We start from the raw sequence: 26714 nt of genomic DNA on the forward strand, positions 1-26714 counted from the left end.
ACGGTTCGGCGCGGATTACTTCTTCAGGGCGGCCTGCACGATCTGCGGCAGGTGATCCTGCAGGCGCAGCATCGGCAGGTCGAAGGTGCTGCGGGCCGGTTCGTTCGGCGCGGTGTTGCCCTCCTTGAGCATCGCGTACTGGTCGCGGGTGATGGGGGGGCTGGGCAGCACCTGCATCAGCGGCACGGCGAGGTTCATCAGCGGGAGCGGCACGGGCACGATGGGTTTGCGTTTCCCGAGCGCCCCGAGTTCCAGGTCCAGCAGCTGACGGAACGTGAATTCCTCCGGGCCGGTCAGGGCGAACGTGCCGTGCAGGCCGGTGCGGCTGCCGGCGGCGCGCGCGAAGGCCTGCGCGACGTCCTGCACGCTGACCGGGCGGAACGGGAACGACCCGTCCCCGATCTGCGGCACGACCGGCGCCGTGGACACGAGTTCCCGCAGCACCCGCCCGAAGAAGTCGTCCCCGACGCCGAAGATCAGGCTGGGCTGGAAGATCGTCCAGTCCAGCCCGCTGGCCCGCACGAGCGCCTCGGCGCGCGCCTTGCTGCTGGAGTACCGGCTGCCGCTGTCCTCGCGGGCGCCCAGGGCACTCATGTGCACGTAGCGCGCGCCACGTGGCGTGGCGGCCAGGACGTTGCGGGTGCCCTCGACATGCACCCGCTCGAAGGTCTGGTCCCCAGCTTCCGCAATGATGCCCACGAGGTGCACGACGACTTCCGGGTCGGCCTGACCGGCGGCGCGCTGCACGCTGCCCGGGTCGGTCACGTCCAGCTTCACGCCGCGCGCGCCGCTCACCGCCTCGCCCCGGCGGCTGCCCGCCCAGACGTCGTGGCCGTCCTGCACGAGTTGTTTCACGACTGCTTTCCCGACGAAGCCGCTGGCTCCGGTGACCAAGATCTTCATGAGGTGCCTCCCTGGGGACGGTGCAGGTGCGCGGCGATGAACTGCGCGGCGCGTGGGGCGTCCGGCCCGGCGTACACGCCGCCGAACTCCTCGGCCAGTTCCGGGTGGGCGTTGGCCAGCGCGCCGCCCACGAACAGCGGCACGCCCAGCCCGTCCAGGTCGCGCAGGTGCGCGCGGGTCGGCCCGAGCGCCCAGTCGCCGTTCAGGGCCAGCAGCACCGCGCGAGCGCCCTGCTGCCGCGTGAACACCGCCAGGTCGCCCAGCGGCACGTTCGCGCCCAGGTAAGCGACCCGCACGCCCCGGCGCCGCAGGGCCAGGGTCAGCATCATCAGGCCCAGCTCATGTTCCTCGCCGGGCGCGCAGGCCGCCACGACGAGCGGCCCGAAGCCCTCCTGCACGCCCGCCACGTCCATCAGGTGTGAGAGGCGCGCGCGCAGGAACGCGCTGGCCTGATGCTCGTGCGCGACCGTGATCTCGCCGCGTTCCCAGCGCGCCCCGATGTCGGCCAGGGTGGGGGAGATCACGTGCGTCAGGACGTCCTCGACCGGCAGCTGCGAGTGCACCTGCCCCAGCACGGCGCCGGCCTGATCCATGTCCGAGCCGATCAGGGCCTGCGTGAGCTGGCGGGACCACTCGGCGGCGTCCCGTGCCTCGGGCTCGTCGGGCACGGCGTCGAGGTCCCGCTGGGTGAGTTCGGCGGCGCGGCTGGCGGGCACCCCGGCGTTCAGGTGCGCCTGCATGCGCTGGATGGCGGCGACGTCGTGCGGGGAGTACAGCCGGTACCCGTTCGCGCTGCGTTCGGGGCGGGGGAAGCCGTAGCGGCGCTCCCACTGCCGCAGGGTCGTGGCGGGCACACCGGTCTGCGCCTCGACCTCGGAGGCGGTGAACATGGCGGTCTGTGACCGCCCGGCGGGAAGGTTCATCAAACCCTATTCTGAGCGCCGCGTGACCGCAGGAACGTAACGATTCCGGCCAAACGCCGGGGCATCTGCCCACCACCCCCAGCCGCTATGCTGCGGAGGTTGCCGTCATGCCGACCGACCGCGCCGCCCCCACCCTGACGCCCGCCCGCTTCCCGCTGCGGCGCGCACTGGTCGTGTCCCGCCCGGCGCTGTGGGTGAACACCGTGGGCACCCTGGTGACCGGCGTGTGGCTCACGGGCCGTCTGTACACCCTGGACGCCGGGGTGCTGGCGCTGCTGGCGTACCTGACCCTGCCGTTCAACCTCCTGATCTACGGCCTGAACGACCTATGGGACCAGGAGGAAGACGCCCGCTCCTCCCGCAAGGGCGGCTGGCAGGGCGCGCGGCTCCGGGCGCAGGAGGCCGCGCCGCTGCTGCGCGCCACCCTGTGGTGGAACCTCCCCGCCCTGGCCGGGCTGGGCGCGCTGCTGCCACCCCCCGCCACGCTGCTGCTGCTGGCCTCCGCGCTGCTGTTCGCCGCGTACAGCCTCCCCCCGCTGCGCCTGAAAGCCCGCCCGTTCCTGGACGGCCTGAGCAACGTCGCGTACGCCCTGCCGCTCGCGCTGCCCGCCCTGGCCCTGGGCAGCCAAGTGCCGTGGTGGCCGCTGCTGGCCCTCATGAGCTACTCGGTCGGCAAGCACGCCTTCGACGCCGCGCAGGACATCCCCGCCGACCGCGCCGCCGGAACCCGCACGGTCGCCACCACCCTCGGCGCGCGCGGCGCGGCCACCTACGCCCTGACGTGGTTCGTCCTCGCCTCGGCGCTGCTGCTCCCCGCGTCGAAACTGACCGCGCTGGCGCTGCTCCTCACCTGCGGCGGCATGGCCCTGCGCCTCCTGCTGCGACCCACCCCCGAACAGGCCGCGCGCCTGTACCCCCTGAGCATCGTCACCCCCTGGATCGTCGGCGCAGTCGCCGGGGTGCAACTCGTGTTCCTGCTGGCGCGCGGCCAGTGGACCGGGTTCTGACGTGACCCGCAGCGTCGGCACTCAGACGGTCGGCATCCTGGGAGGCGGGATCGCCGGACTGGCCCTCGCCGCCCGCCTCGCGGGGCGGGGGCACGCGGTCACTGTGTACGACCGCGATCAGGCCGGCGGGAAGCTGCGCCGCCTCACCCTGGCGGGCGAGGTGGTGGACACCGGCCCCAGCCTGTTCACGTTCCCGCAGGTGTGGCGCGCGTACCTGCGCGGCCTGAACGAACCCGACCCCCTGCACCTGCGTACGCTGCCCGGCGGGCTGGGCGTGCACCACACGCCGCACGGCCCGGTGCCGCTCCCGGTGCCGCCCGGCCATCCCCTGTACCCGCACTGGCAGCGGTACCTGCGGGCCGCGCAGCCCCTCACGCCGTTCCTGGGCGTGCTGCTGACCACCCCGCCGCGACTGCGCGACCCGCTGTTCCGGCAGGCGGCTGCCGCGCTGCTGCGCGTGCAGGGCCCGCACCTGACCGCGCAGGGGTGGCTGGCCGCCCAGCGGCTCCCACCCGCCCTGACCCACGCTCTGGCCACGCACGCCCTGAACGCCGGACTGCCCCCCGGGGTGGCGCCGCCGCTGTACGCGCTGATCCCGGCGCTGGTCGGCGCAGACGTCTCCCGCCCGGCGGACGGCATGGGAGCGCTGCTGGACGCCCTGCTGGCGTTCGGGCAGGCGCGCGGCGTGCAGGTGCGCGAGCACACCCCGGTCACGCGGCTGGACGGGCAGACCCTCACCCTCGCGGACGGCGAGGTGGCGCGGCACGACCTGATCGTCAGTGCCCTCGACCCGCACCGACTGGCCGCGCTGCGGGGCCGCCCCACCCCCTCACCCGTCGCGCGGCGCACCGTCAGCGGCGTCGGCGTGTACGCCGTCCTGCCCCGGCCCGCCCCGCTGCCCGCCACGAGCGTCCTGCCGCCCACCAGCTTCGCGGCGTTCCACGCGCACGTCCGGCGCGGCGCGCTGCCCCCGGACACCCTCACCCTGGTGCACGCGTGCGGGCGGCAGCTGAGTGTGCTGCTCGCCACGCCCGCCACCGGCGAGGCTCTCACCCTGGACCACCCCTGGGTGCAGGCGCAACTCCGGCGGACCGAGGAGACCCTGAAGACCCCCGGCCTGCTGCAAGGCGCGCTGGACGTCGCCACGCTCGCCCCCGACCACTACGCGCAGGGCGGACACCCCGGCGGCGCCCTGTACGGCCCGGGCCTCCCCGCATGGCGCGGCGGGCCGCTGCACCCCCAGCCGTACCGCCTGCGCGCCGGACTGTGGCAGGTCGGCACCGGCGTCCACCCCGGTGGCGGCATCCCCGCCATTCTGGGCGGCGTGCAGATCGTCGACCGACTGCTGGAGGAGGCGGGCTGGTAGGGGTCAGGGCACCCGCAGCGTCGCGGTGTTCGACACGAGGGTCAGGCGGGTGTTCCCGGCCTGCGCCTGAACGTGCGCCGTCATGAGGTACGTCCCGGCGGGTAGCCGCGCGGCGCGGACGGGGGAGAGGTCGAGGGTGAACGCCCCCCACGCGTCCCGCGTGGTGTTCACGCCCAGGCCCACCTCGGCGCAGCGGGTCGAGCGGTCCGGGTACCCGAGGAGGGCGCGGCCCTGCCGGTCGAAGACGGTGTACCGCACCTGACACTGCCCGGTCGTGAGCGAGCGTCCCGGCGATTCCAGGCCCTTCACGCGCAGGGTAACGCGGGGCTGCGTGGCGGTCAGGGTGCCCGTCAGGAACAGGTGTGCGGGCGCGTGCTCGGGCATACCGGACAGCAGCAGGGGGAACAGGAGGCCTGCTCGGCGCATGGGCTCAGGCTAACGAACAGCACCCCCTCCGTGTGGAAGGGGTGCCGTTTGATACGGGATTAAAGTGATTTTCTTCCAACGTGCTCGTGTTCCGTTGTTCCCTCTCCCCCTGTGGGAGAGGAAGGGATGAGCGAGGCGACGGAAGGGTGAGGGGGCCACCGGGCGACTCCGTATGATTTAGAATCGCCTTACTCTCGTATGCGCGGAAGGATTACTGGCCGGTGATGGCCTTCAGGGGGTCGACCAGACCGTACCCGAAGTTGTTGTCCTTCCCGGCGGTGCCGAGGTCCTTGGCGGTGCTGGTCAGCAGGCTGAGCAGCTGGGTGTTCGTCAGGGTGGGCTTGGCGGCCCAGACGACCGCGGCGGCGGCGCTGACGTGGGGGGTGGCCATGCTGGTGCCGTTGTAGGACTCGTAGTCGGCGCCCGTCACGGCGACGGTGCCGGTGGTGGGCAGCTTGCCGAGCAGCGCCTGACCGTCGGCCTGCTGGATACCGACGACGGGCACGGCGTAGCTGTTGGTGAGGCTCATACCCAGGGCGCCCGCGGCGTTGTTGTAGATCATGACGCCCTTGGCGCCGCTGGCGACGGCGTTGGCGGTCTTCTCCTCGAAGGAGCAGGTGCCGCGGGCGATCAGGGCGATGTTCCCGGCCAGGGCGCTGTTGCGGGTGCTGGTACCGCAGAATTCGTTCGCGCCGGCGGTGCCGGTGCCGTCCCCGGCCTTGACGATGGTGCCGGTGAAGCTGCCCTTGCCGGTCAGGTCGGCGGCCTGCACCTGGGTGAAGGTCACGCCGCCGCCGGAGGCGCTGGCGCGGGTGCCCTGGCCCAGGGGCACACTGCTGATCACGTCCACGCCGGGGCCGACCAGATCGACCTGCGTGCCGAAGTTGCTGAAGTCCGCCTTGGCGAGGTTGCTGTCCACCGCGCCGATGCCGACCACTTCGGTGTACGCGGCGGGGTAGGAGACGGCGGCGCCGTCGTTGCCGGTCGCGGCGATGGTCATGGCGCCCTTGTTCCAGACGCTGGTGTAGGCGCGCTGCTCGGTCACGCTCTTGCTGCCGCCGCCCAGGGAGAGGCTGATGACGACCTTGTTCTCGGTGCCGCCCTGGCTCTTGAGCTGCGCGGCGCACCAGTTCACGCCGTTGATGATGCCGCTGCTGCTGCCGGAGCCGGTGTCGCCCAGCACGCGGGCCATGTACAGGTTCACGCCGGTGGCGACGCCGACCACGCCGTTGGCGTCCATGCCGTCCTGCAGGCCGGCCGCGCCGGTGCCCGCGCCGAGCTGCGCGAAGATCGTGCCGGACACGTGCGTGCCGTGGTGCGACAGGTCGTTCAGGGCGTAGGGGTCGTTGCGGTTGGCTTCGGTGGTGACGAAGTTCTTGAAGCCCTTGAGCTTGCGCGCGAATTCGGGGTGGTTGCCGTCGATGCCGGTGTCGCCGACGCACACGGCGACGCCCGTGCCGGTGTAGCCGGCGGCGCGGAGGTTCTGGACGCGCAGGGCGTTGTCGCCCCAGGTGAACTCGCCGCTGGGGGCGTACAGGGCCTGCGCGCTGAGGTTCTGGCTGCCCAGGCTGGCCTTGGCGGCGCTGTCCTTGACGCCGCTCTTGAAGCCCATGGCGTGACGCACGTAGTCGGGTTCGATGTATTCGACGCTGGGGTTGGCCTTCAGTTTGGCCAGTGCGGCGGCGTCGAGTTTCACGGCGGCGGCGCTGATGTCCACCCACTGGCTGGTCATGATCCCGCCCGCTGCGGCGATGGCCTGGGCCTGCACGGCGGCCTGGTCGGTCAGGCTCTGGCTGCTGAGGTTGCCCTGTTTGAAGCCCACCAGGTACGCGCCGGGAATGGCGTCGGCGGCGGTGGGGGCGCTGGCCTCGGGGGCCGTGGCGACCGGGGTGGCCGTCTGCTGGCTGCAGGCGGCGAGGCTCAGGGCGAGGGTGGCGGCCAGGATGGAACGGGTGTGCTTCATGGGATCTCCAGTGTGCGGCGGAAGACGGGCTTCCGGCTCGCAGCCGAACGCGGGTGGGAACGGCGGTCTGGCGCGGCCGGGGGCTGCGTCAGGGCGGGCAGTGAGCGTCGCTCGGTGTGTTGAAGTTGAGGGGGATGTTAGTGCCCAGTGGGATCACAATGAACCGCATGTCTAGGTTGCTCTGGAGTGGGTTCAGAATGCCGGACATTTATCGTGTGACAGGGCCTGAATGGTGTCTCGGGCGGCATCCGCCGCTTCATTTGAGGCACCCCGCCCGGCGGTTCTGAGGTAGAGTTATGTTTCTCATTCTTCAGTCAGTTCGCGATCAAGAATTGTCATGTGGCAATAAAACCAGTCATCGTATTTACAAACGGAAATGACCTGATTGTTCTGAATGGCGCCTGTCTACCCTGTGTCTGGTTGACTGCCAGCAGAAAAGGGCGTCCAGCTTTGGCTGGGCGCCCCCCATTCGGGTGGTCGGTGCTGGCTTACCAGCGTTCGGTGACGGTCTTGAGCTGCATGAAGTTCGCCAGGTAATCCGGGCCCCCCGCCTTGCTGTCCGTGCCGCTCATGTTGTAGCCGCCGAAGGGCTGCACGCCCACGATCGCGCCCGTGATCTTGCGGTTGAAGTACAGGTTCCCGACCTCGAACTCCGCGCGGGCCTGCTCCAGCCGCTCACGACTGGCGCTGCACACGCCGCCCGTCAGGCCGTACTCGGTGCTGTTCGCGATATCCAGCGCGTCCTGCCAGTCCCGCGCGCGGATGACCGACACGACCGGCCCGAAGATCTCCTCCTGCGCCAGACGCGACTCGCGCTTCACGTCGCCCACGATGGTCGGCTGCACGTAGTAGCCCTGCTTCCCGTTCGCCTCGCCGGTCGCGTTGCCGCCCAGCAGCACCTTGCCCTCATCGGGGGCAATCTCCAGGTAGCTCTTGATCTTGTCGAAGCTCATCTGGTTCACGACCGCCGTGACGTTCGCGTTCTCCTCGCCCGTCCCGACCTTCAGGGCACCCGCGCGCTTCACGAAGGCATTCACCACGTCGTCGTACACGCTGTCCACCACGATCAGGCGGCTCATGGCGCTGCACTTCTGCCCGTTGAACCCGAACGCGCCCTGCACCGCCGCCGTCACTGCCACGTCCAGATCGGCGGTCTCGTCCACGATCATGCCGTCCTTGCCGCCCAGCTCCATGATCACGCGCTTGATCCACTTCTGGCCGGGCTGCACCTTCGCCGCCACCTCGTTGATGTGCAGGCCCACCGCGCGGCTCCCCGTGAACGTGATGAAACGCGTCTTCGCGTGCGTCGTCAGGTACTCGCCGATCTCCTTGCCCACGCCGGGCAGGAACTGCAGCACGCCGGCGGGCAGCCCGGCCTCCAGCATGATGTCCACCATGAACCCTGCGATCAATCCCGCGTCCTCGGCGGGTTTCACGATCACGCAGTTTCCCACCACGATCGGCGCGGCCGCCATGCCGATGAAGATCGCGCACGGGAAGTTCCACGGGCTGATGCTCACGCCCACGCCCAGCGGGATGCTCATCAGGCCGTTCTCCTCACCCTCGAACCACGTCGTCTCGCTGCTCCCGAAGCCCGAGTACTTCATGGCGCTGCGCGCGTAGTACTCCAGGAAATCGATCGCCTCCGCCACCTCCACGTCGGCCTCCGCGTAGTTCTTCCCGACCTCGATGCTCATCAGGGCGCACGCCTCCAGGCGGCGGCGCTTCAGGATCGCGGCCGCTTTCAGCAGCACGCGCGCGCGGGCGTCCATGTCCCATTTCTTCCAGCTCTCGAACGCCGTCCACGCGCCCTGCAAGGCGCGCTCGGCATCCTCGATGGTGGCCTTGGCGGTCGTGCCCACCACTTCATTCGTGTCGCAGGGGTTCAGGCTGGTCAGCTTCTCCGCCGTGTCCACCCGCTCACCATTGATGACCATCGGATAGTGCCTCCCGACCAGTTCCGCACGCACCTTCTTCAGCGCGTCCTGGTAGGCCTGGACGTTCTCTTCCTTTGTGAAATCGATGAAGCTCTGCGGGCGGTACTCCTGAATTTTGATCATGGGATCTCCTGATTCGTGTGGTCTGCTCTGGACTGGGTTGAAAGGCGGACGGGTGGGGGGGACTGGAAGGTTCAGCCCTTGAGCATGCCGCGCAGCACGAACATGGCGTTGCGGGGCGTCTCGGCGATGCGGCGGCTGAAGTAGGGGTACCAGTCGCGGCCGTAGGGGATGTACGCGCGGACGCGGTACCCGGCGGCGGCGAGGTTGCGTTGTAGGTCGCGGCGGATGCCGTACAGCATCTGGAATTCGAAGGCGTCCTTGCTGACGCCGTGCGCCAGGGCGTACATCTGCACGTCGTGGATGATCGATTCGTCGTGCGTGGCGACGTTCACGTAGTTCCCGGCGCTCATGTGGGCGTACACGAGGCGGCGGTACGCGGCGTCCACGTCGGCCTTCTGCGGGTACGCGACCGTTTCGGGTTCCAGGTACGCGCCCTTCACGATGCGGAGGTTGGGGCTCAGGTCGTCCAGGCTGGCGCGGTCCTTCTCGGTGCGGTACAGGTAGCTCTGGAGGACGGTGCCGACGTGCTGCCCGCCGAATTCACCGTGCAGGGTGCGGAACTGCACGAGGGTCTGGTCCACGCGGGGGTGGTCTTCCATGTCGAGGCACACGAAGCCGCCGTACTCCTTGGCGCGGCGGATGATGCGCCGGGCGTTCGTGAGGCCCAGGTCCTCCCCATCCACCGTCTTGCCCTGGCCGACGCTGGACAGCTTGATGCTGACGTAGGGCGTGATCCCGGCGGCGTGCGCGGCGTCCAGCATGGTAATGACGTTGTCGGCGAACTGCGTGCACTGCGCGGGGCTCTCGATGAATTCGCCCAGCAGGTCGAGGTTCGCCATGATGCCGTCTTTTTTCAGGTCGTGGACGGCCTGGATGGCGGTCTGGGGGGTTTCGCCGGCGACGAAACGCTGGGCCATGCCCCAGCCCCGGGCACGGACGGCGTTCTCGATGGCTTTCTGCCCGGCGACGGTCAGGACGGCTTTGCGGTACATCTGGTCGATCATGGGGTGCTCCTGGGTTGAAGGTCGTTCAGGACGAGGGCGGCGAAGGTGCGGACGTGCGTGCGGGCGGCGTCCCGCGCGGCGTCGTGGTCACGGGCGAGGATCGCGCCCAGCAGGGCGGCGTGCTGGGCGTCGGTCTGCGGGTGGGCGTTGTACGTGCGGGTCTGGTGTTTGATGAGCGCCACGCGCTGTTCGAGGTCGCGGTTCAGGTCGCTCAGCGCGGCGTTGTGCGCGGCGTGCGTGATGGCGCGGTGGAACGCGAGGTCTAGGCGGGTCTGGGCGCGGTAGTCGCTGCCGGGCGCGGCGTGCAGGTCGGCCAGGGCGGCGCGCAGGGCGGCCGCGTCGGCGGGGGTGTGGTGCTGCGCGGCGAGGGCGGCGGCCAGTCCGTCGAGTTCCTCGCGGACGACGTAGGTGTCGCGGGCCTCGGCGGCACTCAGGGTGCGGACGCGCACGCCCTTGTTCGCCTCGGCGATCAGGAGGCCGTCCTGCGTGAGGCGCATCAGGGCCTCGCGGATGGGGGTGCGGGACACGCCGAGCTGCGCGCCGAGTTCCACCTCGCCCAGGCGTTCGCCGGGGGCGAGGTCGCCGTCCAGTACGGCGCGGCGCAGGTGTTCGTACACGCCGTCGCGGACCAGGGTGGGGCGCTCGAAGGAGGTCATTGTGGATATTGTATACAATCCTGGCGATCTGACCAGCCCCCCCGGTCATCTGTTCCCCACACCTGTTCAGGCAGGCGGCGCGCAGGTCACGCCGACACGCTGTGCAGGCACGACGGACACACCCAGTCGTCAGGGGACAGCCGGTCCGACAGCACCCGCCGCCGCTTCAACCGCCACCGGTGCCGCGCGGCTGCGACGCCCGCCGACCACAGGAACCCCAGTCCACCGACGGTCAGAACCAGCACCCGCCCACGGCTCCCGCCCAGCACGGCCAGCAGCAGTGGCGCCTGCGTCACGAGCAGGAGTGTCAGCCCCACACCCACCAGTGGGACCGGCACCAGCCAGCGGTCCTCGTCCCAGTCGATCCAGGGCCTTTCCCGCGACGCGCGGTAGACCCGCCAGCGCAGCAGACGGTGACGGCAGCGGGGGCAGTCGGCCCAGCCTGAATCCGGGTGGGGGAGACGGCTCATCCCAGCCAGGTACGGGCCCCGGAGCGTTCAGGTTTCCCCGTCGCGCCGGCCGCGTTCCAGGGAATGCAGGGGCCGCAGGACGAACAGGAACAGCAGGGTCGCGCCCAGCGCGAAGATATAGAGGTGCAGGCCGCAGGCCACGCCCACGCCCGAACTGGCCAGCAGGCTCGCGGCGGTGGTCAGGCCGCGCGTCTCGCCGCCCCTGCGGGTAGAGAAGATGGTGCCTGCCCCCAGGAAACTCACGCCGCTGACCACGGCGGCCAGCACGCCCACCAGATCGAAACGCACGGCCGGATTTTCACTGCCGAACTGCCGGATGAGCTGCTCGGCGAGGACCACGAACAGCGCCGCGCTGATGCCGACGAGCATGTGGGTGCGCAGGCCTGCCCCGGCGCGGTGCGCTTCCCGCTCCCAGCCGATCAGTCCGGTCAGCAGGGCGGCCACGCCCAGCCCGATCAGCAGGCGCAGCTGCGCCAGGGGGTCGATCCAGTCCATGCCCTGACCCTACGGAGGAGCGCCAGGCGCGTACAAACGGCGTTTCTTCACGTGGCTTCTGCGGGGGCGGCGCACCTGTCTGGTGGGGCCTCCGCCAGCTGGCCTACAATGTGGCGCGAGGCACGTTTGGCGCCAGAAGTGACCTCTACACTGCCCGCATAGTTTCCCGAGTTCGCACAACGACTTGACGAGGGTGGGCGCACAGGGTCTTCACCGTGCGCCCACGCCTACATCTGGAAACTAAGGAGTGCATTATGGCAGTAGGTAAAGTGAAATGGTTCAACGCGGAAAAAGGCTACGGCTTCATTCAGACCGAAGGTAGCCCCGACGTGTTCGCGCACTTCAGCGCGATCCAGGCCAGCGGCTTCAAGAAGCTGAACGAAGGCGACGAAGTCGAATTCGAAATTGAAGAAGGCCAGCGCGGCAAGGGCCCCCAGGCCAAGAACATCGTCGTGACGAAGGCCGCTCCGGTCAGCGATTACGGCGGCGGCGCCGGCGCCCGTCGCAACGACCGCTGGTAAGCACTCCCCTCCAGTAGGCAGGCACTCCGGAAGCGGGGTGCCTCTTTTCATGCCCCCATTCACGCACCCGGCAGAAGGGACGGGCACCCGCAGGCTCCGTCCCCGCAGCGGCCCGCCTTACTCCTGGCTGGTGATGAACGGCAGGTTGCGGTCGAACTGCGCGCGGTCCAGGCCGTAGCCGTACACGAACGCGTCGGGAATCGTGAAACCCAGGTACTCCACGGGAATCTCGACCTTGCGGCGGCTGGGCTTGCTGAGCAGCGCCGCGATCTTCAGGGTCTTCGGCCCGCGGCCTTCGAGGTAGTGCAGCAGGTAGTTCATGGTGATGCCGGTGTCCACGATGTCCTCCACGAGGATCACGTGCCGGTCGCTGATGGGGAACTGCAGGTCTTTGACGATGCGCACCTCGCCGCTGCTCTGCTTGGCGTTCCCGTAGGAACTGGCCTGCAGGAAGTCGATGGTGCAGGGCATGTCCAGGGCGCGCACGAGGTCGGTGTGGAACATGAACGCGCCGTTCAGAACGCAGATCAGGTGCGGTTCCATCCCCCGGTAGTCCTCGCGGATTTTCGCGGCGATTTCCTGAATGCGGGCCTGAACCTGCTGCTCGGTGATCTGAACGGGGCCGTTGCCGGGGGCGAGACTCATAGACCCGCAGGCTAACACGCCCGCGCCCCACTTCACCAACCCCGCGCTATGCTCACGCGGATGTCAGCCCGTGACGACACCGCTCCCGTGACGCTCCACCTTGACCGTGTGCCCGGCGTGCTGGGCCGCATCGTGCACGAACGCGCCGCCGACTACGCGGGCGCCGACCCGGCCCTGGGCCCGGCCCGCGCGCGCCCCCACCGCTTCGAGACGGCCCTGAGCCAGCCGGGCCTGTCCCTGATCGCGGAGGTCAAGCGCGCCAGCCCCAGCCAGGGCGCCATCGCGCCGCTGGAGCCGCTGGAGGCCGCGCGGGCCTACGAGGCGGGCGGCGCGCGCGCGATCAGCGTCCTGACCGAACCGCGCCACTTCGACGGGACCGCGCAGGCCCTGCGGGACGTGGTGGGCGGCGTCGCGGTGCCCGCGCTGCGCAAGGATTTCGTGGTGCATCCCGCCATGCTGCGCGAGGCGGCCGAGTGGGGCGCGTCGGCGGCGCTGCTGATGGTCAGCGTGCTCCACGAGGCCACCGCCGAGTACCTGCACATGGCGCACCACCTGGGCCTGGACGCCCTGGTGGAGGTGCACGACGAGCGTGAACTGGACATCGCCCTCGCGGCGGGCGCGCCGATCATCGGGGTGAACAACCGCGACCTGACCACCCTGCACATCGACCTGGAGGTCAGCCCGCGCCTGATCCGCCGCGCCCGCGACGCGGGGTTCACGGGCGTGCTCGTCGCCGAGAGCGGCTACCGCACCCCGCAGGACCTTGCCAGCGTGCGGGATCTGGCGGACGCCGTGCTGGTGGGTAGCAGCCTGGCGGGCAGCGGGGACCTGACCCGCGCGGCCCGTGACCTGATGCAGGTGTGACCCTGCCCCTGCCTGCCCTGACGTTCCTGGGCACCGGCGACAGCAAGGGCGTGCCGCGCTTCTGGTGCGCCTGCTCCGTGTGCCAGGAGGCCCGCGCGGGCGGCGTGAACCGCCGGGGCCGCACCGCCACGCTGCTGCGCGTACCCCGGCCCGGCGGCGGTGAGGGCACCGCGCTGCTCGACGCCGGGCCGGACACGCACGCCGCGCTGGCGCGCCTGCCGGGCCCACTCGTGCCGGACGTGGTGCTCATCACGCACGCGCACAACGACCACATCCTGGGCCTGGGCGACCTGCTCGACTACGTGCGCTACGCGGGCGGCAGGTTGCGGATCTACGCTCCATCCGAGGTGGTACCCGCCCTGGCCGACCGCTTCTCGTATGCCTTCCGCGCCCAGGCCCCGGTGCAGCCCATGCCCGACGCGGGTGTACCGGTGGGGGACGTGACCCTGCGCCTCTTGCGCGTGCCGCACGGCGCGAACGGCCACAGCCACGCGGTCCGCCTGGACGCCCCGGACTGGCGGGCCGCCGTGATCACCGACGCCATCGACGTCCCCACAGAGACCGCGCAGGCGTGGCTGACGGGGCTGGACCTCCTGGCGCTGGGCACCTCCTTCGAGGACGAGGGTGACGTCCCGCACAGCGGGCGCAGCGTGTACGACGTCCGCGAGGCGCTGGCGCTCCCGTGGGCGCGCTCGGCGCGGCAGGTGATTCTCACGCACCTGTCGCACGGGGTGGACGTGCGCCGCACCCACCTCCTGCCGCCGGGCTGGTCGTTCGCGCACGATGGATTGCGGCTGCCCCTCGCGGGCCCCGCGCGAGTGTGAACGCACTCCAACTTTGGCAGGGCGAAACTCACCCCCGCCGCCCCTACACTGTGGCCCGATGACCGCCGCCCGCCAACCCCCCCGTTCCCTGCGCTGGCTGATCCTGGGCGCCGCCCTGGCCCTGCTGATCGGGGTGGGCCTGCTGCCGGACGTGCGGGCGTTCCTGACCACGGCGTTCGCCGCGCTGACCAGCCGCGACCCGGCTGTCACCCGCGCGTTCGTGGACGGGCTGGGCTGGGCGGGCCCGCTGGCGCTGATCGCCGGGTTCGTCCTGCAGGCGGTCCTGCCGGTGCTGCCCGCGCTCGTGCTGACCGCTGTGACCGCCCGCGCCTACGGTCCCTACGAGGGATTCCTCATCGTGTACCTGGGCACCCTGCTGGGCGCCGCCGCCGGGTACTGGCTGGGCCGCGCGCTTGGCAACGCGCTGATCCGCACGCTGGTCGGCGAACGCACCCGCCTGAAGGTCCACGAGTTCACCGAGCGGCACGGCACGCAGGGCGTCCTGATGATCCGCCTCATGCCGATCCTGTCCGCCGACGTGATGAACCTCGTGGCGGGCGCGGCGCGCATGGAGTTCCGGCCGTTCATGCTCGCCACTGCCGCCGGGGCGCTGCCGGTCACGGCGCTCGTGGTGTGGCTCTCCGAGAGCGGCGAGCGGCTGCTGTGGGGCATGGTGATCCTCTCCGCAGTCGTGGCGGGCGTCGCGGCTGGACGCGCCCTGATCCGGCGCAGGCGCGCGGCGCGCGGACTCGGGTAAACTGAACGCCCGAAGTCCACCGCACGGTGGATGCAGGAGGCTCATGACCAAGCAAGACCAGGGCGCCCAGGCGTCGGCATACGAACGGGCGGGCGTCAGCATCGACGCGGGACACCGCGCGGTGGAACTCATGAAAGGCGCCGTGGCGCGCACCCACACCCCCAACGTCCTGGGCGGCCTGGGCGGCTTCGGCGGGCTGTTCCGCGCCGCCTTCGGGCATATGGACGACCCGGTGCTCGTCGCCAGCACCGACGGCGTGGGCACCAAGACGAAGGTCGCGGTGCGCAGCGGCACCTTCACCGGGCTGGGCGGCGACATCGTCAACCACTGCGTGAACGACATCCTGGTGCAGGGCGCCCGCCCGCTGTTCTTCCTGGATTACGTCGCCATGGGCAAACTGCTGCCCGAACGCGTGGCCGAGGTCGTCACCGGGGCCGCGCAGGCGTGCGAGGCGCTGGGCGTCGCCCTGCTGGGCGGCGAGACCGCCGAGATGCCCGGCGTGTACGTGGACGGCGAACTGGACATCGTGGGGACCATCGTGGGCGTCGTCGACCGACCTAAACTCATCAACGGCAGCCGAATCCAGGCCGGGGACACCGTCATCGCGCTGCCCAGCAGCGGCCTGCACACCAACGGCTTCTCGCTGGCCCGTATGGCCCTGGACGACCTCGACTGGAATGAAGCCCGCGACGACCTGAATGGTCAGACCCTCGCGCAGGTCCTGCCGGTGCCGCACCGTGCGTACCTGCACGCCTTCGACGCCCTGGAACGCGCCGGGATCGACGTGCGCGGCATGGCCCACATCACCGGCGGCGGCCTGATCGACAACCCGCCCCGCGTGTTCCCCCAGGGCATCGGGATGCAGATCGACACCGCCAGCTGGACCGTCCCGCCCGTCTTCGAACTGATCGTGCAGCGCGCCCAGGTCGCCCGCCACGAGGCGTTCCGCGCACTGAACATGGGCGTGGGCTTCCTGTTCATCCTGCCCGCCGCGCAGGCAGGGGCCGCGCTGGACACCCTGAAGACGGCCGGGGAGAAGCCCTGGGTGATCGGGCAGATGGTGGAAGGCCAGGGCGTCACGTTCACGGGAGCCGTTTGACGAAGCGACTCGCCCCCACCGGATTCGCCGCGCCCGACCGCGCCACCGCCACCGAATTCTGGGTGGTGCGGCACGGCGAGAGCACCTGGAACGCCGACGGCCGCTACCAGGGGCAGGCCGACGTGCCGCTCAGCCACATCGGCATTCTCCAGGCCGCCAGCCTCGCCGAACGCCTGACCGGACAGCACTTCGACGCGGTGTACACCAGCGACCTCGCGCGCGCCGCCCGCACCGCCGAGATCGTCGCCGAACGCCTCACCGGGGCGCCGCCCGCGCAGCGCGACCCGGGCCTGCGTGAGATCGACGTCGGTGAACTCTCGGGACTGGTCATCAGCCAGATCCGCGAACGCTACCCCGACTACCTGGACGCGCTGGGCAGCGAACCCTGGAGCACCCGCCGACCCGGCGGCGAGAGCATGGAGGACCTGTACGCCCGCAGCGGCGCGGCCTTCGGCGCCCTGCGCGAACGCCACCCGGGCCAGCGCGTGCTGGTGTTCACGCACGGCGGTGTGGTGCGCGTCGCCGTGGGCCTCGCGCTGGGTGGCGTGCCCGCCAACGCCTGGGCGCGTCTGAGCGTCGCGAACACCAGCATCACCCGCGTCCTGCTGGGCGAGGGCAGCGGCATGCTGCTCGGCTTCAACGACGACGCCCACCTCGAGAACCTCCTCGAGGCCACCGAGGCCGACGACGTGCTGGGGCAGGCCCCCTAGGTGCCCTGAGCGATCAGGCGCCGCGCGGCTCCCTGCCGACTGCCGACTGCTGAGTCACCCGGTCCGCCTGACAGCGGCCACAGAAGCGTCCCCCCTGGCCTTCAGGGGGGACGCCTCGTGTGAGCTGGACTCAGGGGATGACGGTGGTGGATTCGGCCTTGAAGTTCGTCTGGGCCTGACCGCTGCTTTCGGCCGTGTTGTTCCAGCGCATGGTCTGCTGGTACTGACGGGCGGCGGTGCCGGCGGGCGCCGTGACCTGCGTGCGCACCCAGATGACGGCGCCGGGGGCGACGCGGAAGGTGGGGGCGAAGGTCAGCGTCTGCTGGCCCAGGCCGCTCGCGGCGCTCGCGGTGTACTGGTTCCCGGCGGTCAGCAGGGTGCTGGTGCCGTTGGTGTAGTCGCTGGTGATCGCGCCGGTCTGCGCGTCACGGGTGGGGGCGGGATCGTAGTAGACCTGGGTGTTCGTGAAGTTGAAGATGCCGGGCGTCTGCTGGATCGGGTCGAGCGCGCCGAAGTTGTAGATCAGCACGTTGTTGATGGCGCCTTCGTTCGAGGCGGGTTCGACGCTGGCCGCGCTGGCCACGATCGTGCCGGTGGTGTCGCCCGCGCGGATCGGGTCGACCGTGTCGGTCAGCTGCGTCTGCTCGGAGATGAACGAGGTGACGGTCACGCAGGCGCGGGCCTGACCGGCGCCGCCGTTGGTGCTGGTGTAGCTGCCGGTGTCGCAGTAATCGCCGCGGGGGGTGCCGGCGGGCACGGTGCTGGTCAGCGTGAGGGTCAGGCTCTGACCGGGGTTCAGGGTCAGCGCGGCGGGCACGGTGCTGACGGTGCGGGTGGCGGCGTCGAAGGTGACGCTGCCGGTCTGGGCGGTACCGGACAGCACGTAGCTGCCGCTGCCGTAGTTCATGTACACGTTGTTCAGGTTGCCCAGCAGGTCCTTCACGGCGACGTCGGTGGCGGCGGCGGTGCCGGTGTTCGTGACCGTGATGACGCTCTGGTAGCTGCTGCCGGGGGTGAGCTGGTTGATGGGGGCCTGACCGGCGATCTGGCTGTTCTGCTTGGTGATCGCCAGCAGCGGGGAGGCCACCTTGAAGCAGGGAATGTCGGAGGTGCTGGTGAGGGCCGCGCCGTTGTTGCTGGTGGCGGTGAAGGTACCCTGGTCGCAGTAGGTGCCGTCCACGCTGCCGGTTGCGGCGAACGTGAAGGTCTGCGAGGCGCCGGCCGCGAGGTTGAAGGCGGCGGTGGTGAAGCCGTCGTCGCCGTTCTTCGTGACGGCCACGGTCTGCGGCGCGGCGGTCACGTTGCCGCTCAGGGCGTAGTTGGCGGCCACGGTGTTCTGCGCCAGCGCGTCGGTCACGACCACGTTGGTGGCGTCGGCGTTGCCGTTGTTGCTGACGGTGATGCGGGCGTACACCGGGGCGTTCGGCGCGACGGTCACGCCGCTGGCGATGGGGGTGAACGCGCCGGCGGCGTCGACCGTGCCGAGCGTCTTGACGATGTTCAGCGTGGGGGCGGTGACGGTCAGGCAGGCCTCGTCGCTGAGGGTGGGGGTGACGTTGCCGAACGCGCCGTTGGTGTAGGACACGATGGTCGCCACGTCGCAGTACACGCCGACGGCGCTGGCCTGCGCGGGGAACGTGAAGGTGCGGCTGGCGCCGGGGGCGAGGTCGAAGGTCGTGTCGAAGCCGTCGGTGGCGTTCGCGGTGGTGCCGGTGGGCGCGGTGATGCTGTAGGCGGCGGCGTTCCCGGAGCGCAGCACGTCGTTCAGGCGGATGTTCGTGGCGGGGCCGGCGCCGGTGTTGGACACCGTGATGGTGAAGTCACGCGCCTGGTTGATCCCGGCGCGGTTGTCGTCGGGGGTCTTGGTGATGGTCAGGCGGGCGCTGGGCGCGAAGGTCTTGTTCAGGAACTGCTTGGTGATTTCCGTGCCGTTGACGTAGGCGACGGCGCGGACGCGGGCGGTGGCCTGGGTGGTGACGGCAGGATCGTGGTTCAGGGCCGTCCAGGTGAAGCCGTTGGTGTCCGGGGTGTTCACGCCCGTGACGTTGTACAGCGGGTACTGGGTGCTGCTGGGGAAGCGGGCGTTGGTGCCGGTGGCGCTGTTGGTGTAGGTGTTGGCGCTCAGGGCGTTGTCGTTGATGTCCTGACCGGTGATGGGGGCGCCGGAGGGCTGGCCGCCGTCGTCGGCGGCGGAGAAGCGGACGTTGCCGGTCTGTTCGAGGATGTCCCAGCGGACGTTCGCGCCGATGATGGGGTACACCTTGCCGTCTGCGGCCTTGTAGCCCACAAAGCCGCCCGCGACGTTCTGGCTGTTCAGGGGCGCGACTTCGTCCTGCTCGCCGGCAGTGGGGGCGGCGGCGCCCAGGTTGGCGGGGTCGACGCCGCCGGCCTCATTCTCCAGCCAGGCGTAGAACACGAACTTGGTGCCGGCGTTGTTCAGGTCGTCCTTGGTGATGGCGACCATCTTGCCGCTGGCGTCCATGTAGTACGCGCCGGACACGGTGTTGGCGGCCAGGGTGGGGTAGGCGAGGTTGGTGCTGCCGCCGGCGGTGATGGTGAAGGACTGGGTGCTGGGCTGGAAGCCGTCCTTGCTGTAGGTGGCGGTGTAGCTGCCGGGCGCCAGCTGGGCGTAGCTGCTGGCGGGCACGACGTTGCCGCTGCTGTCACGGATGGTCAGGGTGTAGCCGTTAGGGTTGGCGGGCAGGTTGACGCTGCCGGTGGTCACGACGGGCGTGGTGGGCGTGGTGGTGCTGCCGCCGCCGCAGGACGCGAGCAGGAGGACGCTGGTGAGGGCCGCGATACCGAGTTTCATCTGGTTCTTCATGAGTGCCTCCGAGACAGGAATCAACCCACCTGACGCCGGTCGGGCGGCAGGGTGTTGCACATAGGAACGGCGTGGAGCGGTTGACTGTTTCATTTATTCATCCGCCTCCAACCTTTCTGTGAGGCCCATCCACATTGGAGCTTCAAATGACATTCAGTCGGGCTTTAGTTCTGATCGCGGAATGAGTCCTGCGTGTTGCACAACTGAAGAAAGCCAAATAAATGTGAAAAAAATAAACTCTGCGTCGTCTCTGGGCTCATCTTTGAATCAGGTGCGAAGAGACGTCGAAAATCACGTGATTGTGCAGGAAACACGGATGCCCCCGATGCCCGGCAGCCCACCACCACGGCATTCATCCCTCTGAGGGATGAGAAAAAGACCGACTGCCAGAAAACACATGAGAAGAGGTCCGAACCAGCGTTCGCCACGGTTGACGCCGCGCATTCCGCCCGTGCGCGCTGGCCGTCCATGCAGCGCCTTCCATACGGAGCAGGTACAGGAACGGGACGCGGTGTAAACCTGCACGGCGTTCCAGGGTCGCCCGGAGGCCCGCCGGATGGGCGCAGGCTGAAAGCAGGAATGCTGCAGCGCGGGAGGGGCCGGACGGGCTGGCCCACGGGACCGCTGCGGCAGGGAGACCGCGCATGACCGACCAGCCGACCACCGCCCACCCGACTGAACCCAGCCCTCCCGTCCCGGAGCGGCCGCGCGTCATCCAGGGGGGCATGGGCATCGCCGTGTCCGACTGGCGACTGGCCCGCACCGTCTCCATGACGGGTGGGCTGGGCGTGGTGTCCGGCACTGGGATCGACACGGTGCTGCTGCGCCGCCTTCAGGACGGGGACGGTGGGGGAGAGGTGCGCCGCGCACTGGCACGTTTCCCGAACCCGGCGCTGGCACAGGCCTGCCTGGAGCGGTATTTCCGCCCCGAGGGCCGCGCGCCCGGCGAGGCGTACGCCCGCCTGCCCCTCCCGACCGCCGAACGGTACCGTGACGCCTGGGAGATGACGCTGCTGGGTGCGTTCGTCGAGGTCACGCTGGCCCGCGAGGGGCACGACCGCCCGGTGGGGCTGAACCTCCTGACGAAGTTGCAGCTGCACACGCTCCCGGCGCTGTACGGCGCGATGCTGGCCGGGGTGGGCACCGTGATCATGGGCGCCGGGATTCCCCGCGACATTCCCGGCGTCCTCGACGCGTTCGCGGCCGGGCGGCCCGCCAGCCTGCGCGTGGACGTGAGGGGCGGCGAAGGGCTGACCCTGACCTTCGACCCGGCCGACTTCGGCCTGCCACCCGCCCCGCTGGTCCGCCCGGACTTCTACCCGATCGTGTCCTCGCACGTGCTGGCCGGTGTGCTGGCACGCAAGGCCAGCGGGCCGGTGCAGGGCTTCATCGTGGAGGGGCCTGCGGCGGGCGGGCACAACGCGCCCCCGCGCGGCCCGCTGACCCTGGATGACCGGGGGCAGCCCGTGTACGGCGAGCGGGACGAGGTGGACCTGCCGGCGATGCGCGCCCTGGGTCTGCCGTTCTGGCTGGCGGGCGGCTGCGGCACCCCAGGGGCCCTGCGGGACGCCCTGGCGGCGGGCGCGGCCGGGATTCAGGTGGGCACCCTGTTCGCCTTCGCGCAGGAATCGGGCTTGCGCGACGACCTGAAAGCCGACGTCCTGACCCGCGCGCAGTCCGGGGCGCTGGACGTGTTCACCGATCCCCTCGCGTCGCCCACGGGCTTTCCGTTCAAGGTGGTCACGCTGCCCGGTACCCTCTCACAGCCCGACGTGTACGCCGCCCGCGAGCGCGTATGCGACCTGGGGTACCTGCGCGAGGCCTACCGCACTGGCGCTGGCCGGGTGGGCTGGCGCTGCCCCGCCGAACCGGTCGCGGCCTACGAATCCAAAGGTGGAGCGGCGGCCGACACGCCGGGTCGCAAGTGCCTGTGCAACGCCCTGATGGCCGACGCCGGGTACGCCCAGGTGCAGCGCGGCGGGCTCACCGAACCCGGCCTGCTGACGAGCGGGGACGGACTGGGCGCCCTGCGCGACTGGACGCCCGGCTACGGCGCGGCGGACGTGCTGCGCGTCCTGAACGTGTGAATGCCGCCCGGCGCGCCCGGGGTGGGTGCGCTAGGGTGAGGGCACATGCATCCGCACCTGCCCACGCCTGACTGGGGGAGCCCGTGAGCGCTCCCTCCGCGCCCCCACCGGGTCCGCTGCTCGACCGCTACCGCGCCGGGGACCTGCGCGCCCTGGCCCGCGCCGTCACCCTGGCCGAGGCCGGACTGCCCGCCGCGCGTCCCCTGCTGCGCGCTGCCCGCGAACGCGGCGCGCGCGCGGTCGTGCTGGGCGTGACCGGCAGCCCCGGCAGCGGCAAGAGCACCCTGACCGACGCCCTGATCGCGTTCCTGCGCCAACGGGGGCAGCGCGTCGCGGTGCTCGCCGTGGACCCCAGCAGTCCCTACAGTGGCGGCGCGATCCTCGGGGACCGCATCCGCATGCTGCGTCACCACGCCGACGAGGGCGTGTTCGTGCGCTCGCTGGCCAGCCGGGGCGCGCTGGGCGGCCTGTCCGAACGCACCCTGGGCGTCCTGGCCCTGATGGAGGGCGCGGGTTTCGACTGGGTGATCCTCGAAACGGTGGGTGTCGGGCAGTCCGAGGTGGACGTCGCGGCCGCCTGCGACCACACCCTGCTCGTCCTCACGCCCGCCGGGGGGGACGGCGTGCAGGCCTTCAAGGCCGGGATCATGGAGATCGCGGACGTGATCGCCGTGAACAAGGCCGACCTGCCCGGCGCGGACCGCACCATCCGCGAACTGATGGCCGCGCAGGGCCTCGGCGCGCACGACCAGCACACCTGGTTCGCTCCGATTCGCCGTACGGTCGCCGCGAAGGGCGAGGGCATAGGGGCCATCGTGGCGGCCGTCGAGGCGCACCGCGCGCACCTGGGCGCGGAGGGCCTGCAACGCCGCCGCGAGGCGAGAGCGGCGCTGGAGGTCCGCACCCTGGTGCAGGAGCGCCTGCTGAGGCGCGCGCGTGAACTGGGCCGCGACCTGTACGCCCGCGTCGCCCGGGGCGACCTGGACGCCGACGACGCTGCCGACACGCTGCTGCGGGGGAACCTGTGAAGGCCCACCTCCCCACGAAGGCCAGCGCCGTGGCCGGGTGGCTGTTCGCCTTCTTGGTCGTGCAGCGCCTGCTGGAACTGCGCGTCGCCCGCTCGAACGAACGCTGGGCGCGCGAGCACGGCGCGCAGGAGTACGGCCAGTCGCACTACCCGCTGTTTTTCGTGCTGCACCCCACCTGGATGCTCCTGACGCTGCTCGAGGGCCGCGCCAGCCGGGGCCGCGTGAACCCGTGGGCGCTGGCGCTGTTCATCGTGGCCCAGCCGCTGCGCTACTGGGTGATCCGCACGCTGGGCCGCTACTGGAACACCCGCATCCTGATCGTGCCCGGCGGGCAGCGGGTCACGGGCGGCCCCTTCCGCTACCTGAAACACCCGAACTACGTGGTGGTGGCGCTAGAGATCGCGGCAGCCCCGCTGGCGGTCGGCGCGTGGCGCACCGCGCTGGCCTACACGCTGCTGAACGCCGCGCTGCTGCTCGGCATCCGCATTCCCGCCGAGGAACGCGCCCTGGCCGAGTACCGCCGCTCGCAGCAGAAATGAGTCCACGGGAACGGGCGGCCTCACCTGATGGTGCGGGCCGCCCGTTCAGGGTCCAGGGTCAGTTCACGCGGACGCTATTCGTCAGGGTGCGGACGATGGCCTCGTTCCTGGCGTAGTCCTTCAGGTTCCCCGCGATGGTCACGACCAGCATGCGGCCCCCGGCACTGGTGACCAGCAACTCGCGGCGCAACTCGTCGCCCTGGCTGGGGGTGGTGAAGATGAACTGCGCCCAGGGCGTGCCGCTGACCTGCAGCAGGTTGGCCTTGAGGGTCTTCACGTTGGGGACCTGCGCGCGGATCACGCTGGGGAACTGCTCGACCAGCGTGCCCACCTCGGTCTTGTTCAGTTTGCTGGCGCGCCACTCGAAGGCCACGCTCACCTTGCGGTCCTCGGTCATGAAGACGGCGTCGGGGCGGCCGGCGGCGCTGGGGAACGCAGTGCGGATCCCGGCGGCGCTGAGGGTCAGGAGTTTGGCGTTCGGTTCGACGGTCACCGGCACGTTGCCCAGCTTCACGGGCACCGCGCTGGCAGCGCCCAGGGTCAGGGCGGCGGCGAGCGTCAGGAGAAGGGAGCGGGGCTTCATGTCCCTGCCACCCTAGCGTGAGAGGTGAGAACGCTCGTGAACCGAGCATGAGGACTGTGCGGAATCCATCAATTTCGGGTCAGTCCCTCCCGGCGGCGCGCAGCGCGAACGTCGCGGCCCGCGCGCCGATCATCATGCTCGTCGCGTTCGTATTCGCGTGAATGATGCGCGGCATCACGCTCGCGTCCCCCACCCACAGGCCCCGCACGTCCCGCACCGCCAGCTCACGGTTCACCACGGCGGCCTCACCGTCGCCCAGGGCCGCCGTGCCGACCGGGTGGTACAGGGTCGCGCACTCGCGCGCCACGTGCTGGCGCAGCGCCGCGTCACTGCGGTGCCCCTCGCCCGGCAGGACCTCCGCGCCGCGCAGTTCGGACAGGGGAGGGCTGGAGGCGATCTCGCGCGCCTGCCGCACGCCCGCCACGAGACTCTGCACGTCCCGGTCGTCCGTCAGGTACCCCGGGTCGATGACCGGCGCGGCGTGCGGGTCACGCGACGCCAGCGTCAGGCGGCCCCGGCTGTGCACGTCCACGAGCACCGGCCCCACCGTGAAGTGGTTCCCCGGCTCGGTGCGGAACCCGTGATCCCGGAAGTACGCCGGACCGAAATGGAACTGGATGTCCGGGTCGTCCTGCGCGCTCAGGCCGGGGCGGGCGTGCGTGAACGCACTGGCCTCCGCGACGTTGCTGCTCAGCGGGCCGCTGCGGTTCCACAGGTACCGCGCCAGCGCCTCACCCTGCGGCACCCGGTCCAGGCTGGTAATCCGCGAGCGGCTGATCACCGGCACCGCGAGGTGATCCTGTAGCCCCCCACCCACGCCCTCCAGCGCCACGCGCACCGGGAGGCCGTGCCGCTCCAGTTCCGCGCGCGGCCCGATCCCCGACAGCATGAGCAGCTGCGGCGTCTGCACCGCGCCCGCCGTGAGGATCACCCCGCCCGCCGGGGCGTCCAGCGTCCGGCCCCGCCAGCGCAGCCGCACGCCCGCCGCGCGCTGGCCCTCCCATAGCAGTTCCAGCACGTGCGCGCCCGTCAGGACCGTCAGGTTCGGGTGATCCAGCACCGGCCTCAGGAACGCCCGGAACGCGCTGAAGCGCTCGCCCCCCTGGTGGTTGCTCTCCAGCAGGCCCGCGCCGTCCAGCACGCCGTCATTGAAGGACTCGACGACCGGCAGCCCCAGCCCCACCGCCGCCGCCTTCACGAACGCGTGACTCAGTTCGTGCGACGCGCCGCGCGCCCCGGCGGGCATCGGGCCGTCCGTGCCGCGCGTTTCCGACGCCGGGCCCCGGTACGATTCCAGCGCGCGTAACTCCGGCAGGACGTCCTCCCAGGTCCAGCCCTCGCCCCAGCTGTCGAAATCCCGTTTCGATCCGCGAATCCAGATGGTCGCGTTGATCGCGCTGCTGCCGCCCAGCACCTTCCCGCGCGGCCAGTAGAACGACCGCCCCGCCGCGCGCGGCTGCGGCACCGTCGTCAGGTTCCAGTCCACTGCCGTGCGGAACAGCTTGTTGAACGCCCCCGGCGCGCGGATCAAGGGGTGCGAGTCCGGCCCGCCCGCCTCCAGCAGCAGCACCCGCGCGCCCGCGTCCAGCAGCCGCCGCGCCGCCACGCAGCCGCCTGACCCGGCCCCCACCACGATGAAATCCACGCGCCCCTGCCCTGCGTCCCGGCTTGTCATGTACCCCGAGTATAGACGCCCACCCCGCGCGCCCTCCCAGCCCGGGCGGGCCGCCCGCTACACTCCCCTACATGAGCCTCACCTTTCCCACCGGCTTCACCGCCGCCGCCATGGCCGCCGGCATCAAGCCCAGCGGCAAGACCGACCTGAGCGGCGTCACGAGCGCCGCGGACTGCACCTGGGCGTTCGCGGGGACGCGCAGCACCACCGCCGCCGCGTGCGTCACCCGCAACCGCGACCTGTACGCGCAGGGCGCGCCCATCCGCGCGCTGCTCGTGAACGCCGGGAACGCCAACGCTGCCACCGGCACCCGCGGCGCGGGCGACAACGCCGACATGGCCGACGCGTTCGGCAGCGTCCTGAACGTGCAGCCCGACGCGGTCCTGACCGCCAGCACCGGCATCATCGGGCACCTGCTCCCCATGGACAGGGTCCTCAGCGGCATTGAGCACCTGCCCGACGAACTGGAGAGCGGCGCGGACGCCTTCGCCAGCGCCATCATGACCACCGACACCCGCCCCAAGACCGCGGAAGCGACCTTGAGCAGCGGCGCGCGCATCGTCGGGACCGCCAAGGGCAGCGGCATGATCCATCCCGACATGGCGACCATGTTCGCCTTCGCGTTCACCGACGCCCAGATCGACCAGATGGCGCTGCGCGAGGCGTTCCCCGCCATCGTGAACCGCACCTTCAACGCCGTGACCGTGGACGGCGACACGAGCACCAACGACATGGCTGTCGTCCTGTGCAACGGACAGGCCGGACCCACCGACCTCGCTGAATTCCTGACCGCGCTCGAAGGCGTCATGCGCGACCTTGCCCGGCAGATCGCCGCCGACGGCGAGGGCGCCACCAAACTCCTGACCGTGCAGGTCAGCGGCGCCCGCAGCGAGGCCGAGGCGCTGGCCGCCGCCCGCACCTGCTGCGTCAGCCCCCTGCTGAAAAGCGCCGTGCACGGCAACGACCCCAACTGGGGCCGCGTCATCATGGCCGTCGGCCGCAGCGGCGCGGGCGTGAACATCGAGAAACTCCGCGTCACCGTGCAGGGTCACCCGGTCTTCCAGGGCAAACCCCTCCCGTACGACGACGCGCAGGTCAGCGAGAGCATGAAGGCCGAGGAGGTCGTCTTCACCATCGACCTCGGCGTGGGCGACGCGCGCGGCGAGGCCTGGGGCTGCGACCTCAGCGCCGAGTACGTCAGCATCAACGCCGACTACACGACCTGACCTGAGGAGCTTGAGGCTTCCTTGTCACTGGCCGACACGATCCGGAACGGGGGGTAGGG

Annotated in this window: 25 protein-coding genes; 12 read left to right on the forward strand and 13 right to left on the reverse strand. The window is 70.7% G+C overall.

All coding sequences use genetic code 11. From position 1 onward, the window contains the following. Window positions 1-15 precede the first annotated feature (15 nt). Together AUC44_RS06620 and AUC44_RS06625 are read right to left on the reverse strand one after the other, a co-directional pair. Window positions 16-903 carry a complex I NDUFA9 subunit family protein gene (locus AUC44_RS06620; RefSeq protein ID WP_062157932.1) on the reverse strand — a complete coding sequence of 296 codons (888 nt, stop codon included), beginning with the start codon at window positions 901-903 and terminating at the stop codon, window positions 16-18. Then, the gene (locus tag AUC44_RS06625; RefSeq protein WP_062157933.1) at window positions 900-1826 is read right to left on the reverse strand and encodes a MerR family transcriptional regulator; all 927 of its coding nucleotides are present in this window, start codon (window positions 1824-1826) and stop codon (window positions 900-902) included. The genes AUC44_RS06620 and AUC44_RS06625 overlap by 4 nt, the downstream gene beginning before the upstream one ends. Window positions 1827-1933: 107 nt before the next feature. Here AUC44_RS06625 and AUC44_RS06630 point away from each other — a divergent pair, with 107 nt between their 5' ends. Together AUC44_RS06630 and AUC44_RS06635 are read left to right on the forward strand one after the other, a co-directional pair. Next, on the forward strand, window positions 1934-2833 hold the full coding sequence (locus tag AUC44_RS06630; RefSeq protein WP_062157934.1) for a UbiA family prenyltransferase: 900 nt from the start codon (window positions 1934-1936) through the stop codon (window positions 2831-2833). Between the two features lies 1 nt (window position 2834). Continuing rightward, window positions 2835-4199, forward strand: a complete 1365-nt coding sequence (locus AUC44_RS06635) for a phytoene desaturase family protein (RefSeq protein ID WP_062157935.1) — start codon at window positions 2835-2837, stop codon at window positions 4197-4199. 3 nt (window positions 4200-4202) lie between these two features. Here AUC44_RS06635 and AUC44_RS06640 read toward each other — a convergent pair whose 3' ends face one another. From AUC44_RS06640 to AUC44_RS06670, 7 genes are all read right to left on the reverse strand, one after another. Then, a complete protein-coding gene (locus AUC44_RS06640; RefSeq protein WP_062157936.1) occupies window positions 4203-4625 on the reverse strand; it encodes a hypothetical protein in 423 nt (140 codons plus the stop codon). 211 nt (window positions 4626-4836) lie between these two features. After that, the gene (locus AUC44_RS06645) at window positions 4837-6588 is read right to left on the reverse strand and encodes a S8 family serine peptidase (RefSeq protein ID WP_062157937.1); all 1752 of its coding nucleotides are present in this window, start codon (window positions 6586-6588) and stop codon (window positions 4837-4839) included. 488 nt (window positions 6589-7076) lie between these two features. Continuing rightward, on the reverse strand, window positions 7077-8648 hold the full coding sequence (gene pruA, locus AUC44_RS06650; protein WP_062157938.1) for an L-glutamate gamma-semialdehyde dehydrogenase: 1572 nt from the start codon (window positions 8646-8648) through the stop codon (window positions 7077-7079). A gap of 71 nt (window positions 8649-8719) precedes the next feature. Continuing rightward, complete coding sequence (locus AUC44_RS06655) at window positions 8720-9652, reverse strand: proline dehydrogenase family protein (protein ID WP_062157939.1); 933 nt, start codon at window positions 9650-9652, stop codon at window positions 8720-8722. Next, a complete protein-coding gene (locus AUC44_RS06660; RefSeq protein ID WP_062157940.1) occupies window positions 9649-10308 on the reverse strand; it encodes a GntR family transcriptional regulator in 660 nt (219 codons plus the stop codon). The genes AUC44_RS06655 and AUC44_RS06660 overlap by 4 nt, the downstream gene beginning before the upstream one ends. An 86-nt stretch (window positions 10309-10394) precedes the next feature. Further along, entirely contained in the window at window positions 10395-10778 is a 384-nt protein-coding gene (locus AUC44_RS06665) for a hypothetical protein (protein WP_062157941.1), read from the reverse strand. Between the two features lie 27 nt (window positions 10779-10805). Next, window positions 10806-11273 carry an MgtC/SapB family protein gene (locus AUC44_RS06670; protein ID WP_062157942.1) on the reverse strand — a complete coding sequence of 156 codons (468 nt, stop codon included), beginning with the start codon at window positions 11271-11273 and terminating at the stop codon, window positions 10806-10808. A gap of 254 nt (window positions 11274-11527) precedes the next feature. On the opposite strand from AUC44_RS06670, the gene AUC44_RS06675 reads away from it, so the two are divergent. Further along, window positions 11528-11794, forward strand: coding sequence for a cold-shock protein (locus AUC44_RS06675; protein ID WP_046842690.1), 267 nt, complete (start codon window positions 11528-11530; stop codon window positions 11792-11794). A gap of 117 nt (window positions 11795-11911) precedes the next feature. On the opposite strand, the gene hpt is transcribed toward AUC44_RS06675, so the two are convergent. Continuing rightward, a complete protein-coding gene (gene hpt / locus AUC44_RS06680; protein WP_062157943.1) occupies window positions 11912-12439 on the reverse strand; it encodes a hypoxanthine phosphoribosyltransferase in 528 nt (175 codons plus the stop codon). 60 nt (window positions 12440-12499) lie between these two features. Here hpt and trpC point away from each other — a divergent pair, with 60 nt between their 5' ends. Genes trpC through AUC44_RS06705 form a run of 5 tightly spaced genes read left to right on the forward strand, consistent with a single transcriptional unit; the run spans window position 12500 to window position 16693 of the window. Further along, on the forward strand, window positions 12500-13303 hold the full coding sequence (gene trpC / locus AUC44_RS06685; RefSeq protein WP_062157944.1) for an indole-3-glycerol phosphate synthase TrpC: 804 nt from the start codon (window positions 12500-12502) through the stop codon (window positions 13301-13303). Continuing rightward, window positions 13300-14127, forward strand: a complete 828-nt coding sequence (locus tag AUC44_RS06690) for an MBL fold metallo-hydrolase (RefSeq protein ID WP_062157945.1) — start codon at window positions 13300-13302, stop codon at window positions 14125-14127. The genes trpC and AUC44_RS06690 overlap by 4 nt, the downstream gene beginning before the upstream one ends. A 58-nt stretch (window positions 14128-14185) precedes the next feature. Beyond that, window positions 14186-14884, forward strand: coding sequence for a TVP38/TMEM64 family protein (locus AUC44_RS06695; RefSeq protein WP_062157946.1), 699 nt, complete (start codon window positions 14186-14188; stop codon window positions 14882-14884). A gap of 43 nt (window positions 14885-14927) precedes the next feature. Continuing rightward, on the forward strand, window positions 14928-15983 hold the full coding sequence (gene purM / locus AUC44_RS06700; RefSeq protein ID WP_062157947.1) for a phosphoribosylformylglycinamidine cyclo-ligase: 1056 nt from the start codon (window positions 14928-14930) through the stop codon (window positions 15981-15983). Beyond that, window positions 15980-16693 carry a histidine phosphatase family protein gene (locus AUC44_RS06705; protein ID WP_062157948.1) on the forward strand — a complete coding sequence of 238 codons (714 nt, stop codon included), beginning with the start codon at window positions 15980-15982 and terminating at the stop codon, window positions 16691-16693. The genes purM and AUC44_RS06705 overlap by 4 nt, the downstream gene beginning before the upstream one ends. 130 nt (window positions 16694-16823) lie before the next feature. Here AUC44_RS06705 and AUC44_RS06710 read toward each other — a convergent pair whose 3' ends face one another. After that, complete coding sequence (locus tag AUC44_RS06710) at window positions 16824-19517, reverse strand: DUF11 domain-containing protein (protein WP_062157949.1); 2694 nt, start codon at window positions 19515-19517, stop codon at window positions 16824-16826. 644 nt (window positions 19518-20161) lie between these two features. Here AUC44_RS06710 and AUC44_RS06715 point away from each other — a divergent pair. From AUC44_RS06715 to AUC44_RS06725, 3 genes are all read left to right on the forward strand, one after another. Further along, entirely contained in the window at window positions 20162-21604 is a 1443-nt protein-coding gene (locus tag AUC44_RS06715; RefSeq protein ID WP_062157950.1) for a nitronate monooxygenase, read from the forward strand. 83 nt (window positions 21605-21687) lie between these two features. Next, a complete protein-coding gene (meaB, locus tag AUC44_RS06720; RefSeq protein WP_062157951.1) occupies window positions 21688-22632 on the forward strand; it encodes a methylmalonyl Co-A mutase-associated GTPase MeaB in 945 nt (314 codons plus the stop codon). Then, window positions 22629-23171, forward strand: a complete 543-nt coding sequence (locus AUC44_RS06725; RefSeq protein WP_157445204.1) for an isoprenylcysteine carboxyl methyltransferase family protein — start codon at window positions 22629-22631, stop codon at window positions 23169-23171. The genes meaB and AUC44_RS06725 overlap by 4 nt, the downstream gene beginning before the upstream one ends. Window positions 23172-23229: 58 nt before the next feature. Here AUC44_RS06725 and AUC44_RS06730 read toward each other — a convergent pair whose 3' ends face one another. Beyond that, the gene (locus tag AUC44_RS06730) at window positions 23230-23754 is read right to left on the reverse strand and encodes a hypothetical protein (protein WP_062157952.1); all 525 of its coding nucleotides are present in this window, start codon (window positions 23752-23754) and stop codon (window positions 23230-23232) included. 79 nt (window positions 23755-23833) lie between these two features. Further along, on the reverse strand, window positions 23834-25429 hold the full coding sequence (locus tag AUC44_RS06735; protein ID WP_062157953.1) for a GMC family oxidoreductase: 1596 nt from the start codon (window positions 25427-25429) through the stop codon (window positions 23834-23836). A 71-nt stretch (window positions 25430-25500) separates the two neighbouring features. Between AUC44_RS06735 and argJ the strand changes: the two genes are divergently transcribed. Continuing rightward, window positions 25501-26655, forward strand: coding sequence for a bifunctional glutamate N-acetyltransferase/amino-acid acetyltransferase ArgJ (argJ, locus tag AUC44_RS06740; protein WP_062157954.1), 1155 nt, complete (start codon window positions 25501-25503; stop codon window positions 26653-26655). Window positions 26656-26714: the final 59 nt, after the last annotated feature.

It is taken from the genome of Deinococcus actinosclerus, from assembly GCF_001507665.1.
Lineage (GTDB): Bacteria > Deinococcota > Deinococci > Deinococcales > Deinococcaceae > Deinococcus > Deinococcus actinosclerus.